The 21,079-nt window shown below is 62.2% G+C and carries 22 protein-coding genes; 9 read left to right on the top strand and 13 right to left on the bottom strand.

Annotation, left to right across the window (positions count from 1 at the left end):
• Positions 1-61 precede the first annotated feature (61 nt).
• Positions 62-862: a prolipoprotein diacylglyceryl transferase gene (gene lgt / locus AC4LFW_RS16445; RefSeq protein WP_491820428.1), complete on the bottom strand. Its 801-nt coding sequence runs from the start codon at positions 860-862 to the stop codon at positions 62-64.
• Between the two features lie 10 nt (positions 863-872).
• Positions 873-1,655 (bottom strand): sulfite exporter TauE/SafE family protein, encoded by a 783-nt coding sequence (locus tag AC4LFW_RS16450; RefSeq protein WP_491820430.1) that lies wholly within the window; start codon positions 1,653-1,655, stop codon positions 873-875.
• Between the two features lie 204 nt (positions 1,656-1,859).
• On the opposite strand from AC4LFW_RS16450, the gene AC4LFW_RS16455 reads away from it, so the two are divergent.
• The gene (locus AC4LFW_RS16455; protein ID WP_491820431.1) at positions 1,860-2,642 is read left to right on the top strand and encodes an NRDE family protein; all 783 of its coding nucleotides are present in this window, start codon (positions 1,860-1,862) and stop codon (positions 2,640-2,642) included.
• Here AC4LFW_RS16455 and ptsP read toward each other — a convergent pair.
• Together ptsP and AC4LFW_RS16465 are read right to left on the bottom strand one after the other, a co-directional pair.
• Positions 2,639-4,912, bottom strand: coding sequence for a phosphoenolpyruvate--protein phosphotransferase (gene ptsP, locus AC4LFW_RS16460; RefSeq protein WP_491820432.1), 2,274 nt, complete (start codon positions 4,910-4,912; stop codon positions 2,639-2,641). The two genes, AC4LFW_RS16455 and ptsP, sit on opposite strands and share 4 nt — an antisense overlap.
• A gap of 19 nt (positions 4,913-4,931) precedes the next feature.
• On the bottom strand, positions 4,932-5,411 hold the full coding sequence (locus AC4LFW_RS16465) for an RNA pyrophosphohydrolase (RefSeq protein ID WP_045432287.1): 480 nt from the start codon (positions 5,409-5,411) through the stop codon (positions 4,932-4,934).
• A 178-nt stretch (positions 5,412-5,589) separates the two neighbouring features.
• Here AC4LFW_RS16465 and AC4LFW_RS16470 point away from each other — a divergent pair, with 178 nt between their 5' ends.
• The gene (locus AC4LFW_RS16470; RefSeq protein WP_491820434.1) at positions 5,590-6,243 is read left to right on the top strand and encodes a histidinol-phosphatase; all 654 of its coding nucleotides are present in this window, start codon (positions 5,590-5,592) and stop codon (positions 6,241-6,243) included.
• A 14-nt stretch (positions 6,244-6,257) separates the two neighbouring features.
• On the opposite strand, the gene AC4LFW_RS16475 is transcribed toward AC4LFW_RS16470, so the two are convergent.
• Positions 6,258-6,698: a DUF2269 family protein gene (locus AC4LFW_RS16475; protein ID WP_491820436.1), complete on the bottom strand. Its 441-nt coding sequence runs from the start codon at positions 6,696-6,698 to the stop codon at positions 6,258-6,260.
• A 21-nt stretch (positions 6,699-6,719) separates the two neighbouring features.
• Entirely contained in the window at positions 6,720-8,234 is a 1,515-nt protein-coding gene (ilvA, locus tag AC4LFW_RS16480) for a threonine ammonia-lyase, biosynthetic (RefSeq protein ID WP_491820437.1), read from the bottom strand.
• A 173-nt stretch (positions 8,235-8,407) separates the two neighbouring features.
• On the opposite strand from ilvA, the gene rpiA reads away from it, so the two are divergent.
• Positions 8,408-9,085: a ribose-5-phosphate isomerase RpiA gene (gene rpiA, locus AC4LFW_RS16485; protein WP_491820438.1), complete on the top strand. Its 678-nt coding sequence runs from the start codon at positions 8,408-8,410 to the stop codon at positions 9,083-9,085.
• 45 nt (positions 9,086-9,130) lie between these two features.
• On the opposite strand, the gene AC4LFW_RS16490 is transcribed toward rpiA, so the two are convergent.
• The 3 genes from AC4LFW_RS16490 to AC4LFW_RS16500 all read right to left on the bottom strand — a co-directional run bounded on the left by AC4LFW_RS16490 (position 9,131) and on the right by AC4LFW_RS16500 (position 12,280).
• Positions 9,131-10,039 carry an SdiA-regulated domain-containing protein gene (locus tag AC4LFW_RS16490; RefSeq protein ID WP_491820439.1) on the bottom strand — a complete coding sequence of 303 codons (909 nt, stop codon included), beginning with the start codon at positions 10,037-10,039 and terminating at the stop codon, positions 9,131-9,133.
• A gap of 106 nt (positions 10,040-10,145) precedes the next feature.
• On the bottom strand, positions 10,146-10,811 hold the full coding sequence (locus AC4LFW_RS16495; RefSeq protein ID WP_491820441.1) for a fumarylacetoacetate hydrolase family protein: 666 nt from the start codon (positions 10,809-10,811) through the stop codon (positions 10,146-10,148).
• A 68-nt stretch (positions 10,812-10,879) separates the two neighbouring features.
• Positions 10,880-12,280 carry an FAD-binding oxidoreductase gene (locus AC4LFW_RS16500; protein WP_491820443.1) on the bottom strand — a complete coding sequence of 467 codons (1,401 nt, stop codon included), beginning with the start codon at positions 12,278-12,280 and terminating at the stop codon, positions 10,880-10,882.
• Positions 12,281-12,478: 198 nt separating this feature from the next.
• Here AC4LFW_RS16500 and serA point away from each other — a divergent pair, with 198 nt between their 5' ends.
• A complete protein-coding gene (serA, locus tag AC4LFW_RS16505; protein WP_491820444.1) occupies positions 12,479-13,708 on the top strand; it encodes a phosphoglycerate dehydrogenase in 1,230 nt (409 codons plus the stop codon).
• 64 nt (positions 13,709-13,772) lie between these two features.
• Here serA and AC4LFW_RS16510 read toward each other — a convergent pair whose 3' ends face one another.
• The 3 genes from AC4LFW_RS16510 to AC4LFW_RS16520 form a co-directional block, all read right to left on the bottom strand.
• Positions 13,773-14,060, bottom strand: a complete 288-nt coding sequence (locus tag AC4LFW_RS16510) for a hypothetical protein (RefSeq protein WP_491820445.1) — start codon at positions 14,058-14,060, stop codon at positions 13,773-13,775.
• A 120-nt stretch (positions 14,061-14,180) separates the two neighbouring features.
• Positions 14,181-14,507 carry a hypothetical protein gene (locus AC4LFW_RS16515; protein WP_491820446.1) on the bottom strand — a complete coding sequence of 109 codons (327 nt, stop codon included), beginning with the start codon at positions 14,505-14,507 and terminating at the stop codon, positions 14,181-14,183.
• Positions 14,508-14,697: 190 nt separating this feature from the next.
• On the bottom strand, positions 14,698-16,398 hold the full coding sequence (locus AC4LFW_RS16520; RefSeq protein ID WP_491820447.1) for an OPT/YSL family transporter: 1,701 nt from the start codon (positions 16,396-16,398) through the stop codon (positions 14,698-14,700).
• Positions 16,399-16,599: 201 nt separating this feature from the next.
• On the opposite strand from AC4LFW_RS16520, the gene AC4LFW_RS16525 reads away from it, so the two are divergent.
• From AC4LFW_RS16525 to csgH, 5 genes are all read left to right on the top strand, one after another.
• Complete coding sequence (locus tag AC4LFW_RS16525; RefSeq protein WP_491820448.1) at positions 16,600-17,262, top strand: helix-turn-helix transcriptional regulator; 663 nt, start codon at positions 16,600-16,602, stop codon at positions 17,260-17,262.
• Entirely contained in the window at positions 17,250-17,660 is a 411-nt protein-coding gene (locus AC4LFW_RS16530; RefSeq protein ID WP_491820449.1) for a CsgE family curli-type amyloid fiber assembly protein, read from the top strand. The genes AC4LFW_RS16525 and AC4LFW_RS16530 overlap by 13 nt, the downstream gene beginning before the upstream one ends.
• Before the next feature lie 202 nt (positions 17,661-17,862).
• Positions 17,863-18,267 carry a curli production assembly protein CsgB gene (locus AC4LFW_RS16535; RefSeq protein WP_491820451.1) on the top strand — a complete coding sequence of 135 codons (405 nt, stop codon included), beginning with the start codon at positions 17,863-17,865 and terminating at the stop codon, positions 18,265-18,267.
• A 21-nt stretch (positions 18,268-18,288) separates the two neighbouring features.
• A complete protein-coding gene (locus tag AC4LFW_RS16540) occupies positions 18,289-19,218 on the top strand; it encodes a hypothetical protein (protein WP_491820452.1) in 930 nt (309 codons plus the stop codon).
• Positions 19,219-19,247: 29 nt separating this feature from the next.
• Positions 19,248-19,616 carry a curli-like amyloid fiber formation chaperone CsgH gene (gene csgH, locus AC4LFW_RS16545; protein WP_491820454.1) on the top strand — a complete coding sequence of 123 codons (369 nt, stop codon included), beginning with the start codon at positions 19,248-19,250 and terminating at the stop codon, positions 19,614-19,616.
• 207 nt (positions 19,617-19,823) lie between these two features.
• Here the strand turns inward: csgH and AC4LFW_RS16550 are convergent, their stop codons facing one another.
• The gene (locus tag AC4LFW_RS16550; RefSeq protein WP_491820456.1) at positions 19,824-20,975 is read right to left on the bottom strand and encodes an acyltransferase family protein; all 1,152 of its coding nucleotides are present in this window, start codon (positions 20,973-20,975) and stop codon (positions 19,824-19,826) included.
• Between the last annotated feature and the right edge of the window lie 104 nt (positions 20,976-21,079).

Genomic DNA, 21,079 nt, shown 5'->3' on the forward strand with positions numbered 1-21,079 from the left:
CAGATGGTAAGAGGCAGCGCCCGGCTTGTCGCCCACTTGTCGACAAGCCGGGCCGGGCCGGTCAGGCCGATGCCTTCACCGGCTCGTGGCGGTAACCCCAGGCGATCATCCCGACGCCGATCAGGATCATCGGTACGCAGAGCACCTGCCCCATGGTCAGCCAACCGAACGCCAGGTAACCGAGCTGCGCATCGGGCACGCGGACAAACTCGACGATGAAGCGGAAGATGCCGTAGCACACCGCGAACAGACCGGACACCGCCATGGTCGGCCGCGGCTTGCTGGAATAGATCCAGAGGATCACCAACAGCGCCACGCCTTCGAGGGCGAACTGATAGAGCTGCGACGGATGTCGCGCCAGCTGCTGGGGGTCGGTGGGAAACACCATGGCCCAAGGCAGGTCTGTCGCCTTGCCCCAGAGTTCGGCATTGATGAAGTTGCCGATCCGCCCGGCACCCAGCCCGATCGGCACGAAGGGCGCAATGAAATCCATCAGCTCGAAGAATTTCTTGCCGTTGCGCCGGGCAAAGATCCAGGTACACAGCAGCACGCCGAGCAGACCACCATGGAATGACATGCCGCCCTTCCAGACCTGGAATATCAGCGTCGGATCGTTGAGGTATGACGCCAGGTCATAGAACAACACGTAGCCCAGCCGCCCGCCGACTATCACTCCCATCGCCACCCAGAACACCAGGTCGGAGAGCTTGTCCTTGTCCCAGCTTGGATCGAAACGATGCAACCGGCGCGATGCCAGAAACCAGGCTCCGCCAATGCCGATCAGGTACATCAGGCCGTACCAGTGAATTTGCAACGGGCCTAGCGAAACGGCCACAGGGTCTATCTGCGGATAAGGCAGCATCCAGGTTTCCTCAGATCAAGAAATTGATTCCAACGCCCAACAGCAACAGCGCAAACAGACGCCGCAACATCAGCGCTGACAGTCGATGCGCTAGCAAGGCACCGACGCGGGCAAAAAACATGCTGGTGATCGCAACGCCAAACAGCGCGGGCAAGTACACATAGCCGACGCTCCACTCGGGCAGATGCGCATCCTGCCAGCCAACCACGGCAAAGCTCAACGCACCGGCGATGGCGATTGGCAGACCGCAGGCAGCGGACGTACCCACCGCCTGTTGCATCGGCACGCTACGCCAGGAAAGGAACGGCACGGTAAGCGAGCCACCTCCGATCCCGAAGATCGACGACGCCCAACCAATCAGCAACCCGGCCACGGTCAGTACCGGCTTGCCCGGCACGCCGGCGCTGGCCTTGGGCTGTAACGAGAAGCCCATCTGCACAGCCATCGCGATGGCGAAAATCCCTATGATCTTCTGCAGCATCGGCCCCTGGATCGCCGCTGCGGTCAGGCTTCCCAATGCCGCCCCCAGCAGTATCCCGACCGTCATCCAGAGCACGACAGGCCATTGCACCGCACCCTTGCGATGGTGCGTCAGGATCGAATTCAACGAGGTGAAGACAATGGTCGCCAGCGACGTTCCGACCGCCAGATGCGTAAGGACCAGGGGATCGAAGCCGTGTGCGGTAAAGCTGTACACCAGCACCGGAACGATGATCAGCCCGCCGCCGACGCCGAACAGGCCCGCCAATACGCCAGCGAACCCGCCGAGAAGCAGATAAAGCGCGAACTCCATCGGGCCACCCTGAAAAACAAAGCGGCATGGTAGCGGAAAACCAGGTTGGAAGCCGAGGCATGGCCGCGTCGACGCGCGTGGCCGACAGGCGACAGGGGATCGGCAGCGACTGGCAACGGTCAGAGTTCTGGCAGGGCTGCTCGCCTGCTTGTAGTCGAGCCGCCCTTTCGTCTAGCCTCGAGCCTCGCTCGCTTTCGACTGCCTATGTGCCTGATCGTATTTGCCTGGCGCCCGACCCATGCGTTACCGCTGGTCGTTGCCGCCAACCGTGACGAGTTTCATGCCCGTCCAAGCCTGCCCCTGGCCCCTTGGGAGGACGCGCCACATGTCGTGGCCGGCCGCGACCTGCAGGCCGGCGGCACCTGGATGGGCGTGACAACGGGGCGACGTTTCGCGGCAGTCACCAACATCCGTGCACCCGGCTCGCCCGGCGGCAGCCGTTCGCGCGGTGAACTGCCCGAGCGCTTCCTTTGCGGCTCGCTGTCGCCGCGGGCCTATCTGGAGGAACTGGTTGGCAGCCTCGATCACTACGCCGGCTTCAACCTGCTGGTTGGAGATACCGATCAGCTGTGGTACCTGAACTCTCGCATCGGCATGCCGAAACAGCTCGAGGCCGGCGTTTACGGGTTGTCCAACGCGGCGCTGGACACGCCTTGGCCAAAGCTCCTGCGCGCACGCCTGGCCCTGCAAGCCTGCATTGACGACACGCCGGATACCGACACCCTGCTGAAGTTGTTGAGCGACCCGCAGCCCGCCGCAGACGCCGACCTGCCCAGCACCGGCGTGCCCTATGAATGGGAAAAGAGACTGTCGAGCGTGTTCATTGCCAGCCCTGACTACGGGACCCGCGCCAGCACCGTGCTGCTCCGTCGCGCAGAGGGCGCAACCGAAATCATCGAACGCAGCTTTGGCCCAGCCGGCATTCTGGGTGATAGCTGTATCCATCTACCGGCGCTCAACCAGCCCCGGCCCGGGACAGACGGCTAGAGCGCCGCAGAAGGATTAAGCATGCGATCCAACCCCAGGTTGCGCAGGGTCAGCTGCACGGTGGCGTGAATCACTTGCGGGCTGTCCATCACCATTACCTTGGCCAGCAGCTCACGCGCCGTGGCGGAACTGATCTGACGCAACATCCACTTCACCTTGGGCAGGTTGGTGGCGTTCATCGACAGGCTGTCGAAACCCATTGCCAGCAGCAGGATGGCCGCCCCGGGGTCGCCAGCCATCTCGCCGCAAATGCTGACCGGCTTGCCTTCATCGTGGGCTTCGCGAACGACCCGCTGCAAGGCTTCGAGAACCGCCGGATGCAGATAGTCATAGAGATCGGCGACACGAGGATTGTTGCGGTCGACTGCCAACAGGTACTGGGTCAGGTCGTTGGAGCCCACCGAGATGAAATCCACCTGACGCGCCAGCTCCCGCGTGAGGTAGACGGCCGCGGGAACCTCGATCATCACACCCACCGGTGGCATCTCGACGTCAGTGCCTTCGTCGCGCACCTCGCCCCAGGCGCGGTGGATCAGGTGCAGCGCCTCTTCCAGCTCGCGGGTGCCGGAAATCATCGGCAACAGGATGCGCAGGTTGTTCAACCCGGCACTGGCCTTGAGCATGGCGCGGGTCTGCAGCAGGAAAATCTCGGGGTGATCGAGGGTGACGCGAATGCCCCGCCAGCCGAGGAAGGGATTTTCCTCCTTGATGGGGAAATACGGCAGGCTCTTGTCACCGCCGATGTCGAGGCTGCGCATGGTCACCGGCAGCGGGTGGAAGGCCTGCAGCTGCTCGCGATAGATCGCCATCTGCTCCTTCTCGCTGGGGAAGCGCTCCTTGATCATGAAGGGCACTTCGGTGCGATACAGGCCGACCCCTTCTGCGCCACGCTCCTGTGCGCGCACCACATCGGCGAGCAGGCCGGTATTGACCCACAGGGGAATGCGCACGCCGTCCGTGGTCTCGCAGGGCAGTTCGCGCAGTATATCCAGGCCTTCGTAGAGCTGACGCTCCTGCTCGGCCAGGACCAGATACTGCTCGCGCAGCACCTTCGCCGGGTTGGTAATGATCTCGCCGCGGGTACCGTCGATGATCAGCTCGATGCCGTCGACTTTCGAATACGGCAGGTCCACCGCGCCCATCACCGTGGGAATGCCCATGGCGCGGGCCAGGATCGCCACGTGGGAATTGCTCGAACCCAGCACCGAGACCATTCCCATCAGCTTGCCTTCGGGAACCTCGCCAAGCATCGCCGGCGACAGTTCTTCACTGACCAGGATGGTCTTATCCGGGTAGCTCAGGGTCTGCTGGCGCGCCTGTTGTAGATAGCCCAGCAGGCGCCGACCGATATCCTTGACGTCCGAGGCGCGCTCGCGCAGGTAGGCGTCATCCATCATTTCGAAACGACCGACGTGATCGGCGACCACCTGGCGCAACGCGCCTTGCGCCCACTGGCCGGTGCGTATCACCTTGGCTACCTCGCCGCCCAGCGCAGAATCGTCGAGCATCATCAGGTAAACGTCGAACAGGGCCCGCTCTTCCTTGCGCATCTGCGACGCCAGCTTTTCCGAGAGCGCACGCATGTCGGCGCGCACTGCCTCGAGTGCGGATTCGAACAGGGCGAGCTCGGCCGGGATGTCTTCAACCGTCTTGTCCGGTACGACATCCAGGTCGGCGGGAGGCAGCACCACGACGGCAGTGCCCACTGCCGCACCTGGCGCGCCGGGGATGCCGATGAAGCGGGTTTCCTGGATGCCCTTGCCCTGCCGACCCAGACCGCGGATAGAACCGGTCGCCTCGGCATGGGCGATGACGCCTGCGAGCTGCGCACTCATGGTGACCAGGAAGGCTTCTTCGCCTTCGTCGAACAGGCGCTGCTCTTTCTGCTGGATGACCAGAACGCCCATCACCCGGCGGTGGTGAATGATCGGTGCGCCAAGAAAAGAGGCATAGCGTTCTTCACCGGTCTCGGCAAAGTAGCGGTAACGCGGATGCTCGGATGCGTGCTCAAGGTTGAGCGGCTCCTCGCGCGTACCGACAAGACCGACCAGCCCCTCGTTGGGCGCCATGCTGACTTTGCCAATGGCCTTCTTGTTCAGGCCCTCGGTGGCCATCAAGACAAAACGACCCGAGTCCGGATCGAGCAGGTAGACCGAGCAGACCTGGCTGCCCATGGCCGCCCTGACTCTCAGCACGATGATGCCCAAGGCCGCCATGAGGTCCTTGGCGGCATTCACTTCCTGGACAATCTTGCGCAGCGTGCCGAGCATGCTCAGGGGCTTTCTCCCGTCAGTCCCGTGCCAGAAGGCGCGGAGCGAGTTCTTTTAAGGCGCGCCGGTAAACCTCGCGCTTGAAGGTAACGACCTGGCCCAGCGGATACCAGTAGCTGACCCAGCGCCAGCCATCGAATTCGGGCTTGCCGGTCAGATCCATTCGCACCCGATCTTCAGCGCCAGTCAGACGCAGCAGAAACCATTTCTGTTTCTGCCCGATGCACAGTGGTTGGCTATGGGTACGCACCAGACGCTGCGGCAGACGATAACGCAACCAGCCACGGGTGCAGGCGAGAATCTTCACATCCTGCTGTTCCAGCCCGACTTCTTCGTTGAGTTCGCGGTAGAGGGCTTCTTCCGGCGTCTCGCGCGGATTGATCCCGCCTTGCGGAAACTGCCAGGCGTCCTGATTAATCCGCCGGGCCCAAAGCACCTGCCCGACATCATTGGTCAGGATGATGCCGACATTGGGGCGAAAACCATCGGAGTCGATCACGGCATACAACCTCGCAAACGCATGTCGCGGCATTGTTCCACAAAAACGCGACAAGCAGAAAGCACGCTGAGAAGCCGTCGACCAACCCGGCCCGGGGACCGATACTCGACCCCGCCGCTGCCATGTCCAGGGCAATCCCGCTATGCTTCGCCTCCCTTCACCTTTCGAGGAACGCAGCGTGCGCCTGGCTTTATTCGATCTCGACAATACCCTGCTGGCCGGTGACAGCGATCACGCCTGGGGCGAATTTCTTTGCCAGCGCGGCCTGGTTGACGCCGAGGCCTATCGCACCCGCAACGATGCCTTTTACCAGGACTACCTGGCCGGTGCGCTGGATGTGCTCGAATACCAGAACTTCTGCCAGGAGCTGCTGGGCCGCAGCGAGATGGCGCTGCTGCAGCAGTGGCACGCCGAGTTCATGCGCGACCACATCGAGCCCATCGTGCTGGCCAAGGGCGAAGCGCTGGTCCGCCAACACCATGAAGCTGGCGACCGGGTGGTGATCATCACCGCGACCAACCGTTTCATCACCGGGCCCATCGCCAAGCGCCTGGGCGTCGATACACTGCTGGCCACCGAATGTGAAATGCAGGATGGGCGCTATACCGGCCGGCTGACCGATGTTCCCTGCTTCCAGGAAGGCAAGGTGACGCGAATAGAGCGCTGGCTACGCGACAACGATCAAAGCCTGGACGACAGCTATTTCTACAGCGATTCGCGCAACGATCTGCCGCTGCTCGAGCGGGTCAGTCATCCGGTGGCCGTCGATCCTGACCCCACCCTTCGCGATATCGCCCAGCAGCGTGGCTGGGAAATCATCAGCCTGCGCTGAGCGAGGGCCCCTGGCTAGACCGGCTTGGCGCCCATCAACCCCATGATGGCGACCAGGATCAGCAGGATCAGCCCGGCATAGACCAGCGCAAAACGCGGCAGCTTCGCCGCTGCCGGGGTATCGCCCACTGCTTGCCAGGCGCGCAGACGGCCACCGAGCAGCAGCGTCAGCGGGACGAGAATCAGGAACAGTACCGAGCTGGCCAGCAGCCAGAGCTGGCCGAGCGGAAAGCCCGCCAGATGCGCCAGCCACCAGCCTGTCACCGGCAGCAGCAATCCCAGCACGGCGAGCAGCGGCAGCGACATCAACCGGGTCCGCCGCAGCTTCTTCTGCAACACCGTCGGATCCGCCCGCCGCGAGGCCTTCCAGAGCATGGCGATATGGGCGATCAGCCCGAGCGTGAGCAGGATTGCCAGCGCGGCATGGGTAATGTTCAGCAGTTGATAGTGTTCCATCGATCCTCGCGGCACGGCTGGTCAGCCGAGAAACAGTTGGTAGGCAGGGTTGTCCGTCTCGTCCCAGTAGCGGTAGCCGATCTTGTCCAGCGCCGCCGGCAACAGGTGACGGTCCTCGGCGGGCACCTGCAGACCTGCAACCACGCGACCGTCTGCCGCGCCATGGTTGCGGTAGTGGAACATCGAGATGTTCCAGCGCCCGCCGAGGTTGTTGAGGAAGTTGAACAGCGCCCCCGGACGCTCCGGAAATTCGAACCGATAGACCACCTCGTCGCTGACCCCGGACGCATGTCCGCCAACCATGTGACGGGTGTGCAGCTTGGCCAGCTCATTGTCGGTGAGATCGAGTACCGGAAAGCCTTTCGCTCTCAGGCCTTCCACCAGCGCAGCACGTGGATCGTTTTCCGGATGCGTCTGCACACCGACGAAGATGTGCGCCTCGCGATCCTGGTGGTAACGGTAGTTGAACTCGGTGATCTGGCGCTTGCCGATGGCCTCGCAGAAGGCCTTGAAGCTGCCCGGCTCCTCGGGGATGGTCACCGCGATGATCGCCTCGCGCTTTTCGCCCAGTTCGGCCCGCTCGGCCACGTGGCGGAGGCGGTCGAAATTGACGTTGGCACCGGAGTCGATGCCGACCAGCACCTGCTTCTCGACGCCGTCGCGCTCGACGTAGCGCTTGATCCCGGCCACAGCCAGTGCGCCGGCCGGCTCGGTGATCGAGCGGGTGTCATCGTAGATGTCCTTGATCGCCGCGCAGATTTCGTCGGTGCTGACGGTGATCACTTCGTCGACGTAGTCCTTGCAGATATCGAAGGTGTACTGACCGATCTGCGCCACCGCCACCCCATCGGCGAACAAACCCACCTGCGACAGCATCACGCGCTCACCGGCGGCCATCGCCTGCTGCAGGCAGTTGGAATCATCGGGTTCCACGCCGATGACCTTGACCTCGGGTCGCAGGTACTTGATGTATGCGGCCACGCCCGCAATCAGCCCGCCGCCGCCGACCGGCACGAACACGGCATCCAGCTGACCCTGGTGCTGGCGTAGGATTTCCATCGCCACCGTACCCTGCCCTGCGATTACGTGTGGATCATCGTAGGGGTGGATATAGACGTAGCCCTTCTCCTCGACCAGCTTCAGCGAATACGCCAGTGCCTCGGGGAACGCGTCACCGTGCAGGACCACCTTGCCACCGCGGGCACGCACGCCCTGAACCTTCAGTTCCGGCGTGGTGCGCGGCATGACGATTGTGGCCTTGATGCCCAGCTCGCGCGCCGCCAGGGCCAGGCCCTGGGCATGGTTGCCGGCAGAAGCAGTGACCACGCCGCGCGCCAGCTCCTCGGCGGAAAGCTGCGCCAGCTTGTTGTAGGCACCGCGGATCTTGAAGGAGAACACCGGCTGCAAATCCTCGCGCTTGAGCAGAATCTGGTTGCCGAGCCGCTCGGAAAGCTGGCGCGCGGGCTGCAATGGGGTTTCCACCGCAACGTCATAGACGCGCGAGGTGAGGATCTTCTTGACGTATTCTTCGAGCATCGTGGCTATCTTGGCGGGCATTGCGGGGCAGACGAGTCTACTCTGCGAAAAACCCTGCGGCCACCGACAATCGGCGCGCAAGCCAGCCGTACAGGTTCTGCAGGCAAGACCCGCCGATCTGCCCCCGCTATACTCTCGCCCCTCGATTCACTCACTGCCCGGACCTTTACGCCATGACCCAGGATCAACTCAAGCAGGCCGTTGCCCAGGCCGCTGTCGACCTCATCGTGCCGCAACTCACCGACCGCAGCATCGTCGGTGTCGGCACCGGCTCAACCGCCAACTTCTTCATCGATCTGCTGGCCAGGCACAAGGGCTTCTTCGATGGCGCCGTGGCCAGCTCCGACGCCACCGCCGAGCGACTGAAGGGCCATGGCATTCCGGTGTACGACCTGAATTCGGTATCGGACCTGGAGTTCTATGTCGATGGTGCCGACGAGGCCAACAGCCACCTGGAGCTAATCAAGGGCGGCGGCGCAGCCCTGACCCGCGAGAAGATCGTCGCGGCCGTTGCCAGAACCTTCATCTGCATTGCAGATAGCAGCAAGCTGGTCGAGCGCCTTGGCGAGTTTCCCCTGCCGGTCGAAGTGATTCCCATGGCGCGCAGCCACGTGGCGCGCGAACTGGTCAGGCTGGGCGGCGACCCTGTCTACCGCGACGGCGTGGTGACCGACAACGGCAACGTCATTCTCGACGTACACAACCTGATGATCGGCTTCGCCCCGGATGTGGAAGCGCAGATCAACAACATCGTCGGCGTGGTCACCAACGGGCTGTTCGCTGCACGCCCGGCCGACATACTGCTGCTCGGCACCGAGGACGGCGTCAGGACCATGAAGCGAGGGGCCTGAAGCCAGGAAGCGGCTGGCCTGCGTCACGCATCACGCTGCGCCAGCCTACTTTCGGCTGAACACATAGAACCGGTTCGGCTCGCCCACCACATAGATATTCCCCTCGCCGTCCATGGCCACGCCCTCGGCCTGGTCGATACCTTCCACCAGCCCATTGAGTCCGCCGAGCAGACTGATGAAGCTGCGGGGGCGCCCCAGCAGATCGAGCTCGACCAGCAGGCGCGACTCGTCCGAAAGCATCAGGGTATGACCGGTACGTGGATCGATGGTCACGGAGGAAATGTCCCGCACCAGCAGCGGCCGCTGGGGCAGCGCCTCCAGCACGCCGGCAGCCCCGTCTTCGCCGGGAAATGGCAGCTCGAACAGCCCGTGCGGGTCGCGTTCCTTGGACAGCAGCATGCGTCGGGTGCGCGGGTTCCAGGCCAACCCTTCGAAGCCCTTGTTGCCGGCGTCCTCGAAGCCCAGGTCATAGGTCGCCAGCTGCCCCAGATCGAGACGCTCAACGTCGGGCGGCAGGCGAAACACCGCAACCAGCCGGCGCCGCTCGTCGACAATCCCCAGCTGGCCATCGTCCAGTGCTTCGACGGCTTCAGGGTCTGAAAAGCCGACCAGCTGCACGCGACGGAGCACCACGCCCCCGGACGTAAACTCGACAAGCTGCGGGTTTTGCCCGGTAACGGTGAACAGCGTGCCGGTCGCCGGGTTCCAGGTCAGGCCTGATGTTTCGTCCTCTTCCAGACCCGCCAGCCTGGTTTCAAGCACCAGCTCATAATCGGGCAACCAGATGCTTGCCGCGCGCTGCTGCGCATCCACCGTTCCTTCCTGCCAGTAGAGTTTCAGCTGTTGGTCCCAGCGCAGCAGCGCACCGACCACTATGGCCAGGACGATGCTGAGCGCGAGCAGGACATAGAGCAACAGGCGCAGACGGGAGCGACGATAACTGTTGATTGGCATGGAAATGCTGACCCGAAACGAGTCACGGATTACAGCATGAGCCGCGAGGCGGGGGATACGGGTGAAAGCGGCCGGATGTGCATTGCGCTCACCCGGCCGGCTCTGCTCAGAGCACGCGACTCTCGAAACGAGACAACCCGACCAGCTCCAGCACCAGCTCATCACCCTGGTTCAGCGGGCCGACGCCAACCGGCGTACCCGTCAGCACCACGTCGCCTGGCTGCAGGCTGAAATGGCCGGCGATGTGTTGCAGCAGCGGCAGAATGGCGTTGAGCATCTGATTGCTGTTGCCGTCCTGACGCACTTCACCATTGATGGTCAGGCGGATACCGATGTCGGTCAGGTCCTGTACCGCATCGCCTGGGACGAAGGGCGCCAGCACGCAGGCTCCATCGAAGCTCTTGGCGATTTCCCACGGATGGCCCTTTTCCTTCAGCTTGGCCTGCACATCGCGAAGGGTCAGGTCCAGTGCCGGGGCGAAACCGGAGATCGCATCGCGAACCTCTTCCTCGTTCGGCTTGCGCGACAGTGGCTTGCCTATCAGCACGGCGATTTCCGCTTCGTAATGCACGACGCCGCGGTCAGTCGGAATGCTGAAGCCACCCTCCAGCGGCACGGTGCAGCTGCCGGCCTTAATGAACAGCAGCGGCTCGGTGGGCACCGGGTTGTTCAGCTCCTTGGCGTGCTCGGCATAGTTGCGGCCGATGCAGACCACCTTGCCCAGCGGGAAGTGGATCGTGGTGCCGTCGGTGTACTGGTGCTTGTAGTTCATGGCGGAATCCTCAGGGGTAGCAGCAAGCTGAAAGCAAATGGCTAAGCGCAGGCTTCAGGCTTCAGGCTTCAGGCTTCAGGCTTAAAGATCTTGCCCGGATTCATGATGCCATTCGGATCGAATGCGGCCTTGATTGCCTTCATGTACGCGATTTCGGTCTCCGAACGGCTGTAGGTCAGGTAATCGCGCTTGGTCATGCCAACGCCGTGCTCGGCCGAGATCGAGCCGTTGTACTTTTCCACCGTCTCGAACACCCATTTATTGACCGCTGCGCACTTGTCGAAGAATTCCTCCTTGGACAGCGCCTCGGGCTTGAGGATGTTCAGGTGCAGGTTGCCGTCGCCGATGTGGCCGTACCAGAGCACTTCGAAGTCGGGGTAGTTGCTGGTGACGATGGCGTCGATGTCGGCAAGGAAGGCCGGTACCTTGGAAACCGTGACGGAGATGTCGTTCTTGTAGGGCGTCCAGTGCGAGATGGTCTCAGAGATGTATTCGCGCAATTTCCACAGGTTCTGCAGCTGCTGGTCGCTCTGGCTCATCACGCCATCGACCACCCAGCCTTCGTTGACGCAATGTTCGAAGGTCGCCAGCGCCTGTTCAGCACGGGCTTCGGTGGTCGCCTCGAATTCCAGCAGCGCGTAGAACGGCGTACGGGTCTCGAAGGGTGCGGGAATGTCGCCACGGCCGAGAATCTTGTCCAGGCATTTGTCGGAGAAAAACTCGAAGGCAGTGAGGTCCAGCTTGTCCTGGAAGGCGTGCAGCACCGGCATGATCGAATCGAAGTCCGGCGTGCCCAGTACCATGGCGGTGAGGTTGGTTGGCTGGCGTTCCAGGCGCATGGTGGCTTCAACGACGAAGCCCAGGGTGCCTTCGGCGCCGATGAACAGCTGCCGCAGGTCGTAGCCGGTGGCGTTCTTGATCAGGTCCTTGTTCAGTTCGAGCAGGTCGCCCTTGCCGGTGACGACTTTCAGCCCGGCCACCCAGTTGCGGGTCATCCCATAGCGAATCACCTTGATCCCGCCGGCATTGGTGCCGATATTGCCACCGATCTGGCTCGAACCGGACGAGGCGAAATCCACCGGGTAATAGAGGCCCTTGTCTTCGGCGAACTGCTGTAGTTGAGCGGTGACCACACCAGGCTGACAAACGACGGTGCGGTCCATCTCGTCGAACGCGAGGATCTGATTCATGTAATCGAAGGAGACCACCACCTCGCCACTAGCGGCGACCGCCGCGGCGGAAAGGCCGGTACGCCCCCCGGAGGGCACCAGAGCGACATGGCGCTCGTTGGCCCAACGCACGATAGCCTGTACCTGCTCGACCGTTTTCGGGAACACGATGGCCGAGGGTGCCGGAGCGTATTGCTTGGTCCAGTCCTTGCCATAGGTATTCAGCGAATCGGCATCGGTCAGCACCTTGCCAGGCTCGACCAGGGTCTTCAGCTCGTCGATCAGGGCGAGATCGGTCATCTTGGAAACTCTCATTCGATTCATGGTCACCCTGAGTACGCTTCAGCTCAGGACATGGGGTGTTTCGAGGGGCCCGTATGCTAGCATACGCACCCTTTTGAAACGTGCCTCGGCAGACTCCCGGCTCCGGTGTTCTCGGGTCGGCCAGCCTTCGCTGGACACTTCGTCCTACCCTTCGGCCTTAAGGTTTTAATGCAGATGAGCCAGACCTCACTCGACAAGAGCAAGATCAAGTTCCTTCTTCTCGAAGGCGTTCACCAGAACGCTGTCGACACCCTCAAGGCCGCCGGCTATTCCAATATCGAGTACCTCAAGACTGCACTGACCGATGCGGAACTGAAGGAGAAGATTGCCGACGCCCATTTCATCGGCATCCGCTCGCGCACCCAGCTCACCGAGGAAGTCTTCGACGTTGCCAAGAAGCTCATTGCCGTCGGCTGCTTCTGCATCGGCACCAACCAGGTCGATCTCAACGCCGCCCGCGAACGCGGTATCGCGGTGTTCAACGCACCCTACTCCAACACCCGTTCGGTGGCCGAGCTGGTACTGGCCGAAGCCATCCTGCTGCTGCGCGGCATCCCGGAGAAGAATGCTTCCTGCCACCGCGGAGGCTGGATCAAGTCGGCAGCCAATTCCTTCGAGATTCGCGGCAAGAAGCTGGGGATCATCGGCTACGGCTCCATCGGCACCCAGCTGTCAGTATTGGCCGAGAGCCTTGGTATGCAGGTCTATTTCTATGATGTGGTGACCAAGCTGCCGCTGGGCAACGCCACGCAGATCGGCTCGCTGTACGAACTGCTGGGTATGTGCGACATCATTTCCCTGCATGTACCGGAGCTGCCGTCCACCCAGTGGATGATCGGCGAGAAGGAAATCCGCGCCATGAAGAAAGGCGGCATCCTGATCAACGCCGCCCGCGGCACTGTGGTCGAGCTGGATCACCTGGCCCAGGCTATCAAGGACGAGCACCTGATCGGCGCCGCCATCGACGTGTTCCCGGTCGAGCCGAAGTCCAACGACGAAGAGTTCGAAAGCCCGCTGCGTGGCCTGGATCGCGTGATCCTCACCCCGCACATCGGTGGCTCGACGGCCGAAGCACAGGCCAACATTGGCCTGGAAGTGGCCGAGAAGCTGGTCAAGTACAGCGACAACGGCACCTCGGTATCCTCGGTCAACTTCCCCGAAGTCGCGCTGCCGTCGCACCCGGGCAAGCACCGTCTGCTGCACATCCACGAGAATATCCCCGGCGTGATGAGCGAGATCAACAAAGTGTTTGCCGACAACGGCATCAACATCTGCGGCCAGTTCCTGCAGACCAACGAGCGCGTCGGCTACGTGGTGATCGACGTCGATGCGGAATATTCGGATCTGGCCCTGGAAAAGCTCCAGCAAGTCAACGGCACCATTCGCAGCCGCGTCCTGTTCTAAACACTCGCGCGAGACATTGACGGGAGGCTCAGGCCTCCCGTTTTAGTTTTCCGCCGGCGCAATTTCAGCTGGCCGCAGGGGCACCGCTTCCGGTTGAACGGGGGTCGCAGGGACCCGGCTGGAGCGACGGCTCCGCCGGCTCGGCGGGCGCAGTTTCCTCTGGCGTTTCGAGGGTCGGCGGCCTCGGCTGGTCCTGGTTGCCGTCTCGCCCTTCTATGACATCCTGCCGTGGTTCGCGGGTATCCAGAGGATGCTCGCGGCTCTTTTCCGGATGCGTCGGGCCCGTTCCGGCGGCAATCGCCAGCGAGGCCGCCATAGACGCCGACACAAGCAACGCAAAACGCTTAGCCATGACCTTCTCCTGATCTGCAACAGTCAGCGACCCGATCAGCAGCGACAACAGGACGCTAACGGCTGCGCAAGAAAAAGCCCCGGCCAGGCAGCCAGGGCTCCAGATGTGACGCCACGGGCATCAGTTGCCAGTTGCGCTGTTGCCGGTTGACGTGGTGTTCCCCACGCTGGTGCCAGTCTCGGTGCCCGGACCTGCTGTCTCACCGGAACCGGTGGTGGTACCCGCCCCGGTGGTCAGACCGTTGCGATCGGTATCATCGGTGGTCTTGCCGTCCATCATGGTGCGGTCCTTGCCATTGTTCATGGAGCCGCTTTTCATCGAATCGCTGCTCATGGAGCCGTGCCCATCGTCATGCTTCATGGTCCCGCTATCGGCGGTACCAGCAGCAAACACGCCAGTGGACATCAGGCCAGCCAGGGTCAGCGCAGCGAGTTGGGTCGTTTTCATGATCACTCTCCTGTTGAAAGGGGTTCCTTTATTCAGGCAGCGGGCAGGGAAAAGAATTTCATCACTTCTACTGCGGTAGCCGCCCGTTTCCGCTGGGACCCATGCAAAACGGGCGATCCAAGGGCAAGTGCCGTTCGTCGCAAGCACACAGACTGACCGTTCGTCGGCCTCGGTATGGCTCAGGACGCTATTAGTGCACCAGTTGCCAAAGCGAGATGCCAATGCCGGCCATGCTCTCACCGGCTACAAGCCCGGCGGCTGCAACAATCACGAATCGCTCGGCAAGGCTCCCCCAGCGGCTCGAAAACAGCCAGGCCAGCAACGCACCAAAGGCCATCATCAGCGAGATCGAAGCGGGAATGATAAAGGCCAGCCCCAGGGCGGCCGAACTCGGCAGCCAGCGCAACCGCCAGGCCGGGGCCAAGCCCTCCAGCGCCCCCAGCACCAGGCCAGCCAGGGCACCGGCGAGCATGGCCCAACGGATGTCGAGACCTATCGAGCCGAGCCCTGCCGTCAGTGCCTCGGCCACCGCTTTCCAGGTCGCCACGGCAGGCGCGGGCCATTCCGGAGTGATCAGCATCGCTTCTGGATCAGGGATCAGCAGTTGGTAGACCAGCACCCCAATCAGACTCCCAACCAGGATCCCCACGCACTGTGCGATCACCTGCCGCGACGGCGAGGCTCCGATGGCGTGACCGACCTTGAAGTCATTGAGCAGGTCGGTGCACTGGCCCGCCGCGCCACCAGCGGTGTTGGCGCTCATCAGATTGATGGCCACCTGCCCTGGCGCTATGGCCCCGAAACTCAGCTGCGACAGCTGTCCGATGGCGCCGATCGGCGGAATGCCGGTGGCACCCACGACCCGGGCCGCCACCATCGCCAGCAGCAGCGCCAAAGGGATCGAAAGCGCAGCCATCAGCGGATGGATATCGAACAGGGTCATCTGCAAGGTGATCACCAGAAGCGCCGCGAGGACGAGTCCGAGCGCAGGCCAGGGCGCAGGCCGACTCAGTTGCAGGTGATTGGCCGCACCCTCCCGTCGGGCACGTACAAAGCGCAAGCCAAGTGACGTCAGCGTTGCGCAGACCATCAGGCTCACCCCCGGCCACAGCAGCCACTCGATCAGCAGCGCGAACTGCGGACCACTGGCGTCCAAAGGCATCACGACCAGACCCTCGGCGAGCAACCAGGGCGCAAGCAGGCCCCAGGCAACCACGGCGCCCAGCAGCAACGACAGGCCGACCCGCAGGCCGATGATCCCGCCGAAACCCAGCAGCAGCAACGAGGGTTCAAGGGCGAATGTCAGGCGCTCCAATTGCGCGGAGGGAGCCCAGCGCGGCAAGGACCACAGCAGGCTGTCCACCAGTTTGATTGCAGCGGCCAGCAGCGCGGCCGAGCACAGCACCAGCAGCCGCCGGGCGGCTTCGGCGCCATGGCTGTAGATCTGCTGCATGGTCGCCAGCGTGGCCATGCCCTCCGGGAAGCGCAGCTGGGCTTCGACGACCAACGATGGCCGCAAGTACCAGGCCACCCAGATGCCGAGAAAGCTCACCGAAAAGACCCAGGCCATCAGCGGCAGGGTGTCGAACTGTTGCCCTGTGATCAGGGTATAGGCCGGTATCGGCGCCACCAGCCCACTGGAGATGATGGAGGCAGCGGACGAGGCGGTGGTCTGGCTGATGTTGCTTTCGTGAAGGCTCCAGGCAGGCCTGCCCAGCACCTTCGCCAAGCCTTGCCAGAAGGCGAAGCCGACCAGCAAGGCAATGATGGACATGTTGAACGACCAGCCGATCTTCAACCCCGAGTAGATGTTCGAAGGTGTGAGCACGGCGCCCAGCAACAGCCCGGTCAGCAGTGCGCGCAGTGTCAGTTCGCGAGTGGGGTTGCTCATGCCGACTCCATCCAATGGGTGATTGACCCACCTTAGTCCATTCCATCCACTCGCCCGTTTCGCCAACCGTCCGTCGGGTTATCGTCCCCCCGACGCAGATGCCGGCTTAATCGCGACCTGAACGCTGAACTTCATCATTTCGGGCCGGTCGTTTAGTAACTTTTCTACGCGACTCAACGGTACCCAATCCAAGGATCGAACATGGACGAAGCGGATCTCACCCACCGGGAACGTAATCAACCCAGCGTCACCCTGCTGACCGGCAATGAACTGCTGGGCCTTTTCTTCAAGCATTTCCTCGGCGAGGAAGCACAAGCGGAAGTCGCCCTGGCGAGGCTCGAAGAAGTCCCCAGCGACGCGGCGGACCTCTACCTGGTCGATGCTGGCAACAGCCAGACCGAACAACTGTCGACGCTGCTCGACCGCCTCGACGAACACACCCCCGTGGCGCTGGTAAACATTGCCCCCGAACAGGCCGAACGACTGGTGGACAAGCACCCCGGCATTCGCGGCGTGTTCTATAGCCATGCCACGCGTGAGCATCTGCTCGATGGCATTCAGGTGTTGCTCGAAGGTGGCGACTGGCTGCCCCGCGTGCTCACCGAGCGCCTGCTCAGCCAGTGGCGGCGCATGCGTCAGCTCGCTGGTAGCAAACCGTCCCTGACGCTCCGTGAGCGGGAGATCCTCAGCCTGGCCGGCAAGGGCCTGTCCAACGCCGAGATTGCCGAACAGCTGTGCCTGAGCCCGCATACCATCAAGAGTCACATCCACAACCTGTTGCGCAAGATTGGCGCCTCCAACCGCGCCGAGGCGGCCTTCCTGCTGCGTGGCCGGCTGGACTGGTCCGAGTCGTGTCACGCCTGACGGTCGGCCTGCTGCTGTGCTGCCTGCTCGGCCCGGCGCAGGCGCAGGAGACCGCCACGCAGGCGCAAAGCGAGGCGGAACTGAGCGGGCTGATCATCGACAACACGGTGTCACGCTTCGGTCATGACTTTCACCGCTATCTGAGCTTTCGCCTGCAGGATTCCAGCGAACTGGAGAACGATCTCGTGGTTCGCGAGCGTCCCTCGGCGCGCTGGGGCAGCCTGGTCTGGGTGGAATACGGCCCCCGAACCGTCTACCGGCGGTTCCTTCAACCCAACATGACCGAGATCGAAACGATCGCCGATGAGGCCGCTCAGGTGATCCTTGAAGACATCAGCCGCAGCAAGCTGCAAAACCTCTTGCAGGACACCTTCGATATGGACCGGGATGAGCTATGAGCAGTCGCGACGGCTTAATCCGCCCCTCTCGTCACCCAAAGCCGTTTTTGCACCGTTCGATGGATGTTCAGCCCTACCCCGCCAGTGAAAAATCCAGGCACAACTTCGAGGTGCCTGCATGGATCGTCTAGCGCTGTTTCGCCGCGGCTTGTTTGCCGCTCTTCTGCTGACCGCCAACGTCCCGCTTCACGCGGCAGACCTGATGGACAACGCCGATCTTCTCGGCGGCACGTCGGTTCTGGGTAGCATGGCGGTGCCTGCCACTCAATTACAGGGATCACAGCTCGCCCAGGTGCTGCAGCAAGGCAACGACAATCTCGCCGACCTCAGCCAGACCGGTCAGAACCAGTTGGCCAGTATTATTCAGGCGGGCGACGACCAGACGGCTTACATCCTTCAGCAGGGCGAAAATCAGCTCGCCACCATCCTGCAGTATGGTCAGGGCAACCTGGCCGATATTTCCCAGATCGGCAGCGACAACCAGGCGGCAATTGCTCAGTGGGGCTCCAACAACGAAGCCAGCATCGAACAGGTAGGCAGCGGTTTGAGCAGCAGCGTCGTCCAATATGGCAGCAGCCAGCGCGTTCAGGTCGTTCAACACCAATAATCAAGAACGAAAGGAAACGACATGCGCCGTCTCAACCTCATCACGGGTGCCGTCCTGCTCGCGGTCGCCAGTAACCTCTACGCTGACAACAGCGCCAAGGCCGTGCAGAACGGCAACGATAACGACGCCACCATCGAGCAGACGGGCTGGCTGAACGAGGCCCTGGTCAGGCAGAACGGCTCCACCAATACCGCCTCGATCTACCAGGGGCTGATTGCCGAGGGAAACCAGGCCTCAATAGTGCAGATCGGTTCCGACAACGACGTTACCGTCTCCCAGGGTGACGAAAGCTATTTCTCTGTTGCCAGCATCTACCAGGAGGGCACTGGCAACCTCGCCGAGGTTCAGCAGTACTGGTATACCAACGACCTTCAGGCCAGCAGCATTGGTGACAACAATAGGATTTCCGCCAATCAAACCGGCTTTGCAATAGCCGAAGCGCGTCAGATCGGTAACGGCAATTCGCTAGCCCTGGCGCAAGACGGCATTTCCAACGGGACGCGAACAGCGGTGTTCCAAGTCGGCGACGAGAACTCGGCGACCATCGACCAGGGCGATGGCGGCGCGATCCAGCTCGCCCAGAATGGCAACTCGAATACCGCGGATATCGAGCAGTTCACCCTGTTCGGCGAGGTCGTCTTCAACCAGGTGGGCGACAGCAACCTGCTGCTCGTCGAACAAAGCGGCCGCGACAACAGCTTTCGCGGCTCATCGACCGGAAATGACAACAGCGTCGAGGTGGAGCAAGGCTTCGATGGCAATCGCGCCAGCGTCGTGCAGGTCGGCGACGGCAACATGGCTGACATCAGCCAGCTAGCCAGCTACAACGAGGCCCGTATCAGCCAGATCGGAGCGTCGAATCAGGCGTCCATTACCCAAAGCGCGGAAATGTTGAACGCCGTCATCATGCAGAACGGAACCGGCAACCTGGCTACGATTACCCAGCAATAGACCAACCTCAAGTCCATCGAGTAGCGCCCATGGTTACAGTCACGCTGGCCGCCTTGTTACTAGCCGCCGCGGCACCTGTCGCGGCCCGGCTGGAGCTCTCTCCCGACGACAACCGGCTTAATCTGCGGCTGTGTTTCAGCAGTGAAGAAGCCCACCAACTGACCTATAACCTTGACGTAAGCACCATTGGCCGCGCCGGGACCAGTCGTAGCCGGCAATCCGGCAAGCTGACCAGCGGACCCGAGGCGCAGTGCCCGCTGAACAACCGGATCGGCCTGGCGGAGGACAGCCGCATCGAGGCGACGCTGACCTGGACCGTCGACGGTGAAGAGCAAACGCCATTGCACGAGACGTATCCCCCGGCAAAACCGACCGACTCTGCCGACTCGAACACCTGACAAACCGACAGCGGGCTGGCGAGCTGCCTCCTGGGCCGGTGCAACGCGCCCGCACTGGCAAACCAACGGACCACGAAGCCGCTCCCTTCGGAGGGTTGCGATTGCCCGGACCGCCCAGGTTTCCGCCGCCATGAGCCTGCAGACCGCCCCACCGGACGAGGCGCACGATCTACACTCTCGACTCGCAGCAGGGACCGGAAAGGTTGTTTAAACGTGCGATAACGGCAGCGGTTTACTGCGCGCCAGACGACGGCCCATCTCGATGCCCTTCAACTCCACGAAATGATAAGTCAGGCTCGATACCGCCAGGACGATGCCAAGCTCGAGCAAGGTCAGCAGGTCGTCCACCAGCCTGCTGCCAGTGCTGATATAGCGCATGATCTGCTCGCTGCCTGGCTGCTGCAGAATGGTGGTGTATTCGCTGCCCGTGAGCTTGGACATCACCACCGCGGCGCTGGTGAATGCAAAGATCACGGCAGCGTGGGTCAGGTAGATCGAAAACGACAGTTCGCCCAGGCGGGAGAAGCTCCGGTGCTGCAGCAACTGCGAGACAGCGCCCCGCTCGCCGGCGAAGACCAGCACTACCGCGCAGAAGAGCAGGCTGGCGATGATGCCCTGATGCGGCGTCTCGTGCGTCAAGGTGCGGTATACCAGCAACAGGCATAGCAGCTCGAGGCCGGTAAAGAACAGACGGTCGTCCATGCGGCTGAATGCTGCGTCCAATCGCTGATAGACGCGATAGGTCAACGCGCCGGCAAAGAAGCAGGAGGCGCCACGCCAGATGAATGGTTTGATCACGTCCAATTCGATATACAGCGCCACGAACGAGATCACCGTGGCCAACCCCAGCACCTGGGCGCAGTAACGCGGCAGGATCAGCAATACCATCGCAAGCAGCATGTACAGGTAGTACTCGATGCTGATGCTCCAGGCTGGCGTGTTGAACGACAGACTGTTGAAATCCCCGATCCAGCTCTGCAGCAGCAGTGCATTGGGCAGGATCTCGCTCGGCGCCGTCTTGCCGGTAAACGCCGAGTCATTGAACGAGTATCCGTGGTGCTCGGCCCATAACTTGCCGAACTCCAAGCCGATGAACACAAGCAACATCAACAGGTGCAGCGGGTACAGCCGAAAGGTGCGGCTGATGACGAACCGCCTGAGCACATCCGGGCCGAAATCTCGGCTGCCGTATGCGTGAAACATGACAAAGCCGCTGAGCACGAAAAAGAACTCGACGAACAGATCGGCATGCCTGAAGAAGTTGAGCTCAGAGAAACTCAGCAATATCTGGGTATGAAACAGCACCACAGCGACCGCACAAATACCGCGAAAACCATCCAGCACTACAAAGCGTTTCATTCCTGCACCTGGCTCGATGTCGAGGCATACCGCTGCACGACGGATGTGCAGACTTCCTGATCGATGGATAAGCGGGAGAGATCTCCCGAGCCCCACTGAGATCA

This window comes from Stutzerimonas sp. C6.4V (genome assembly GCF_058536345.1).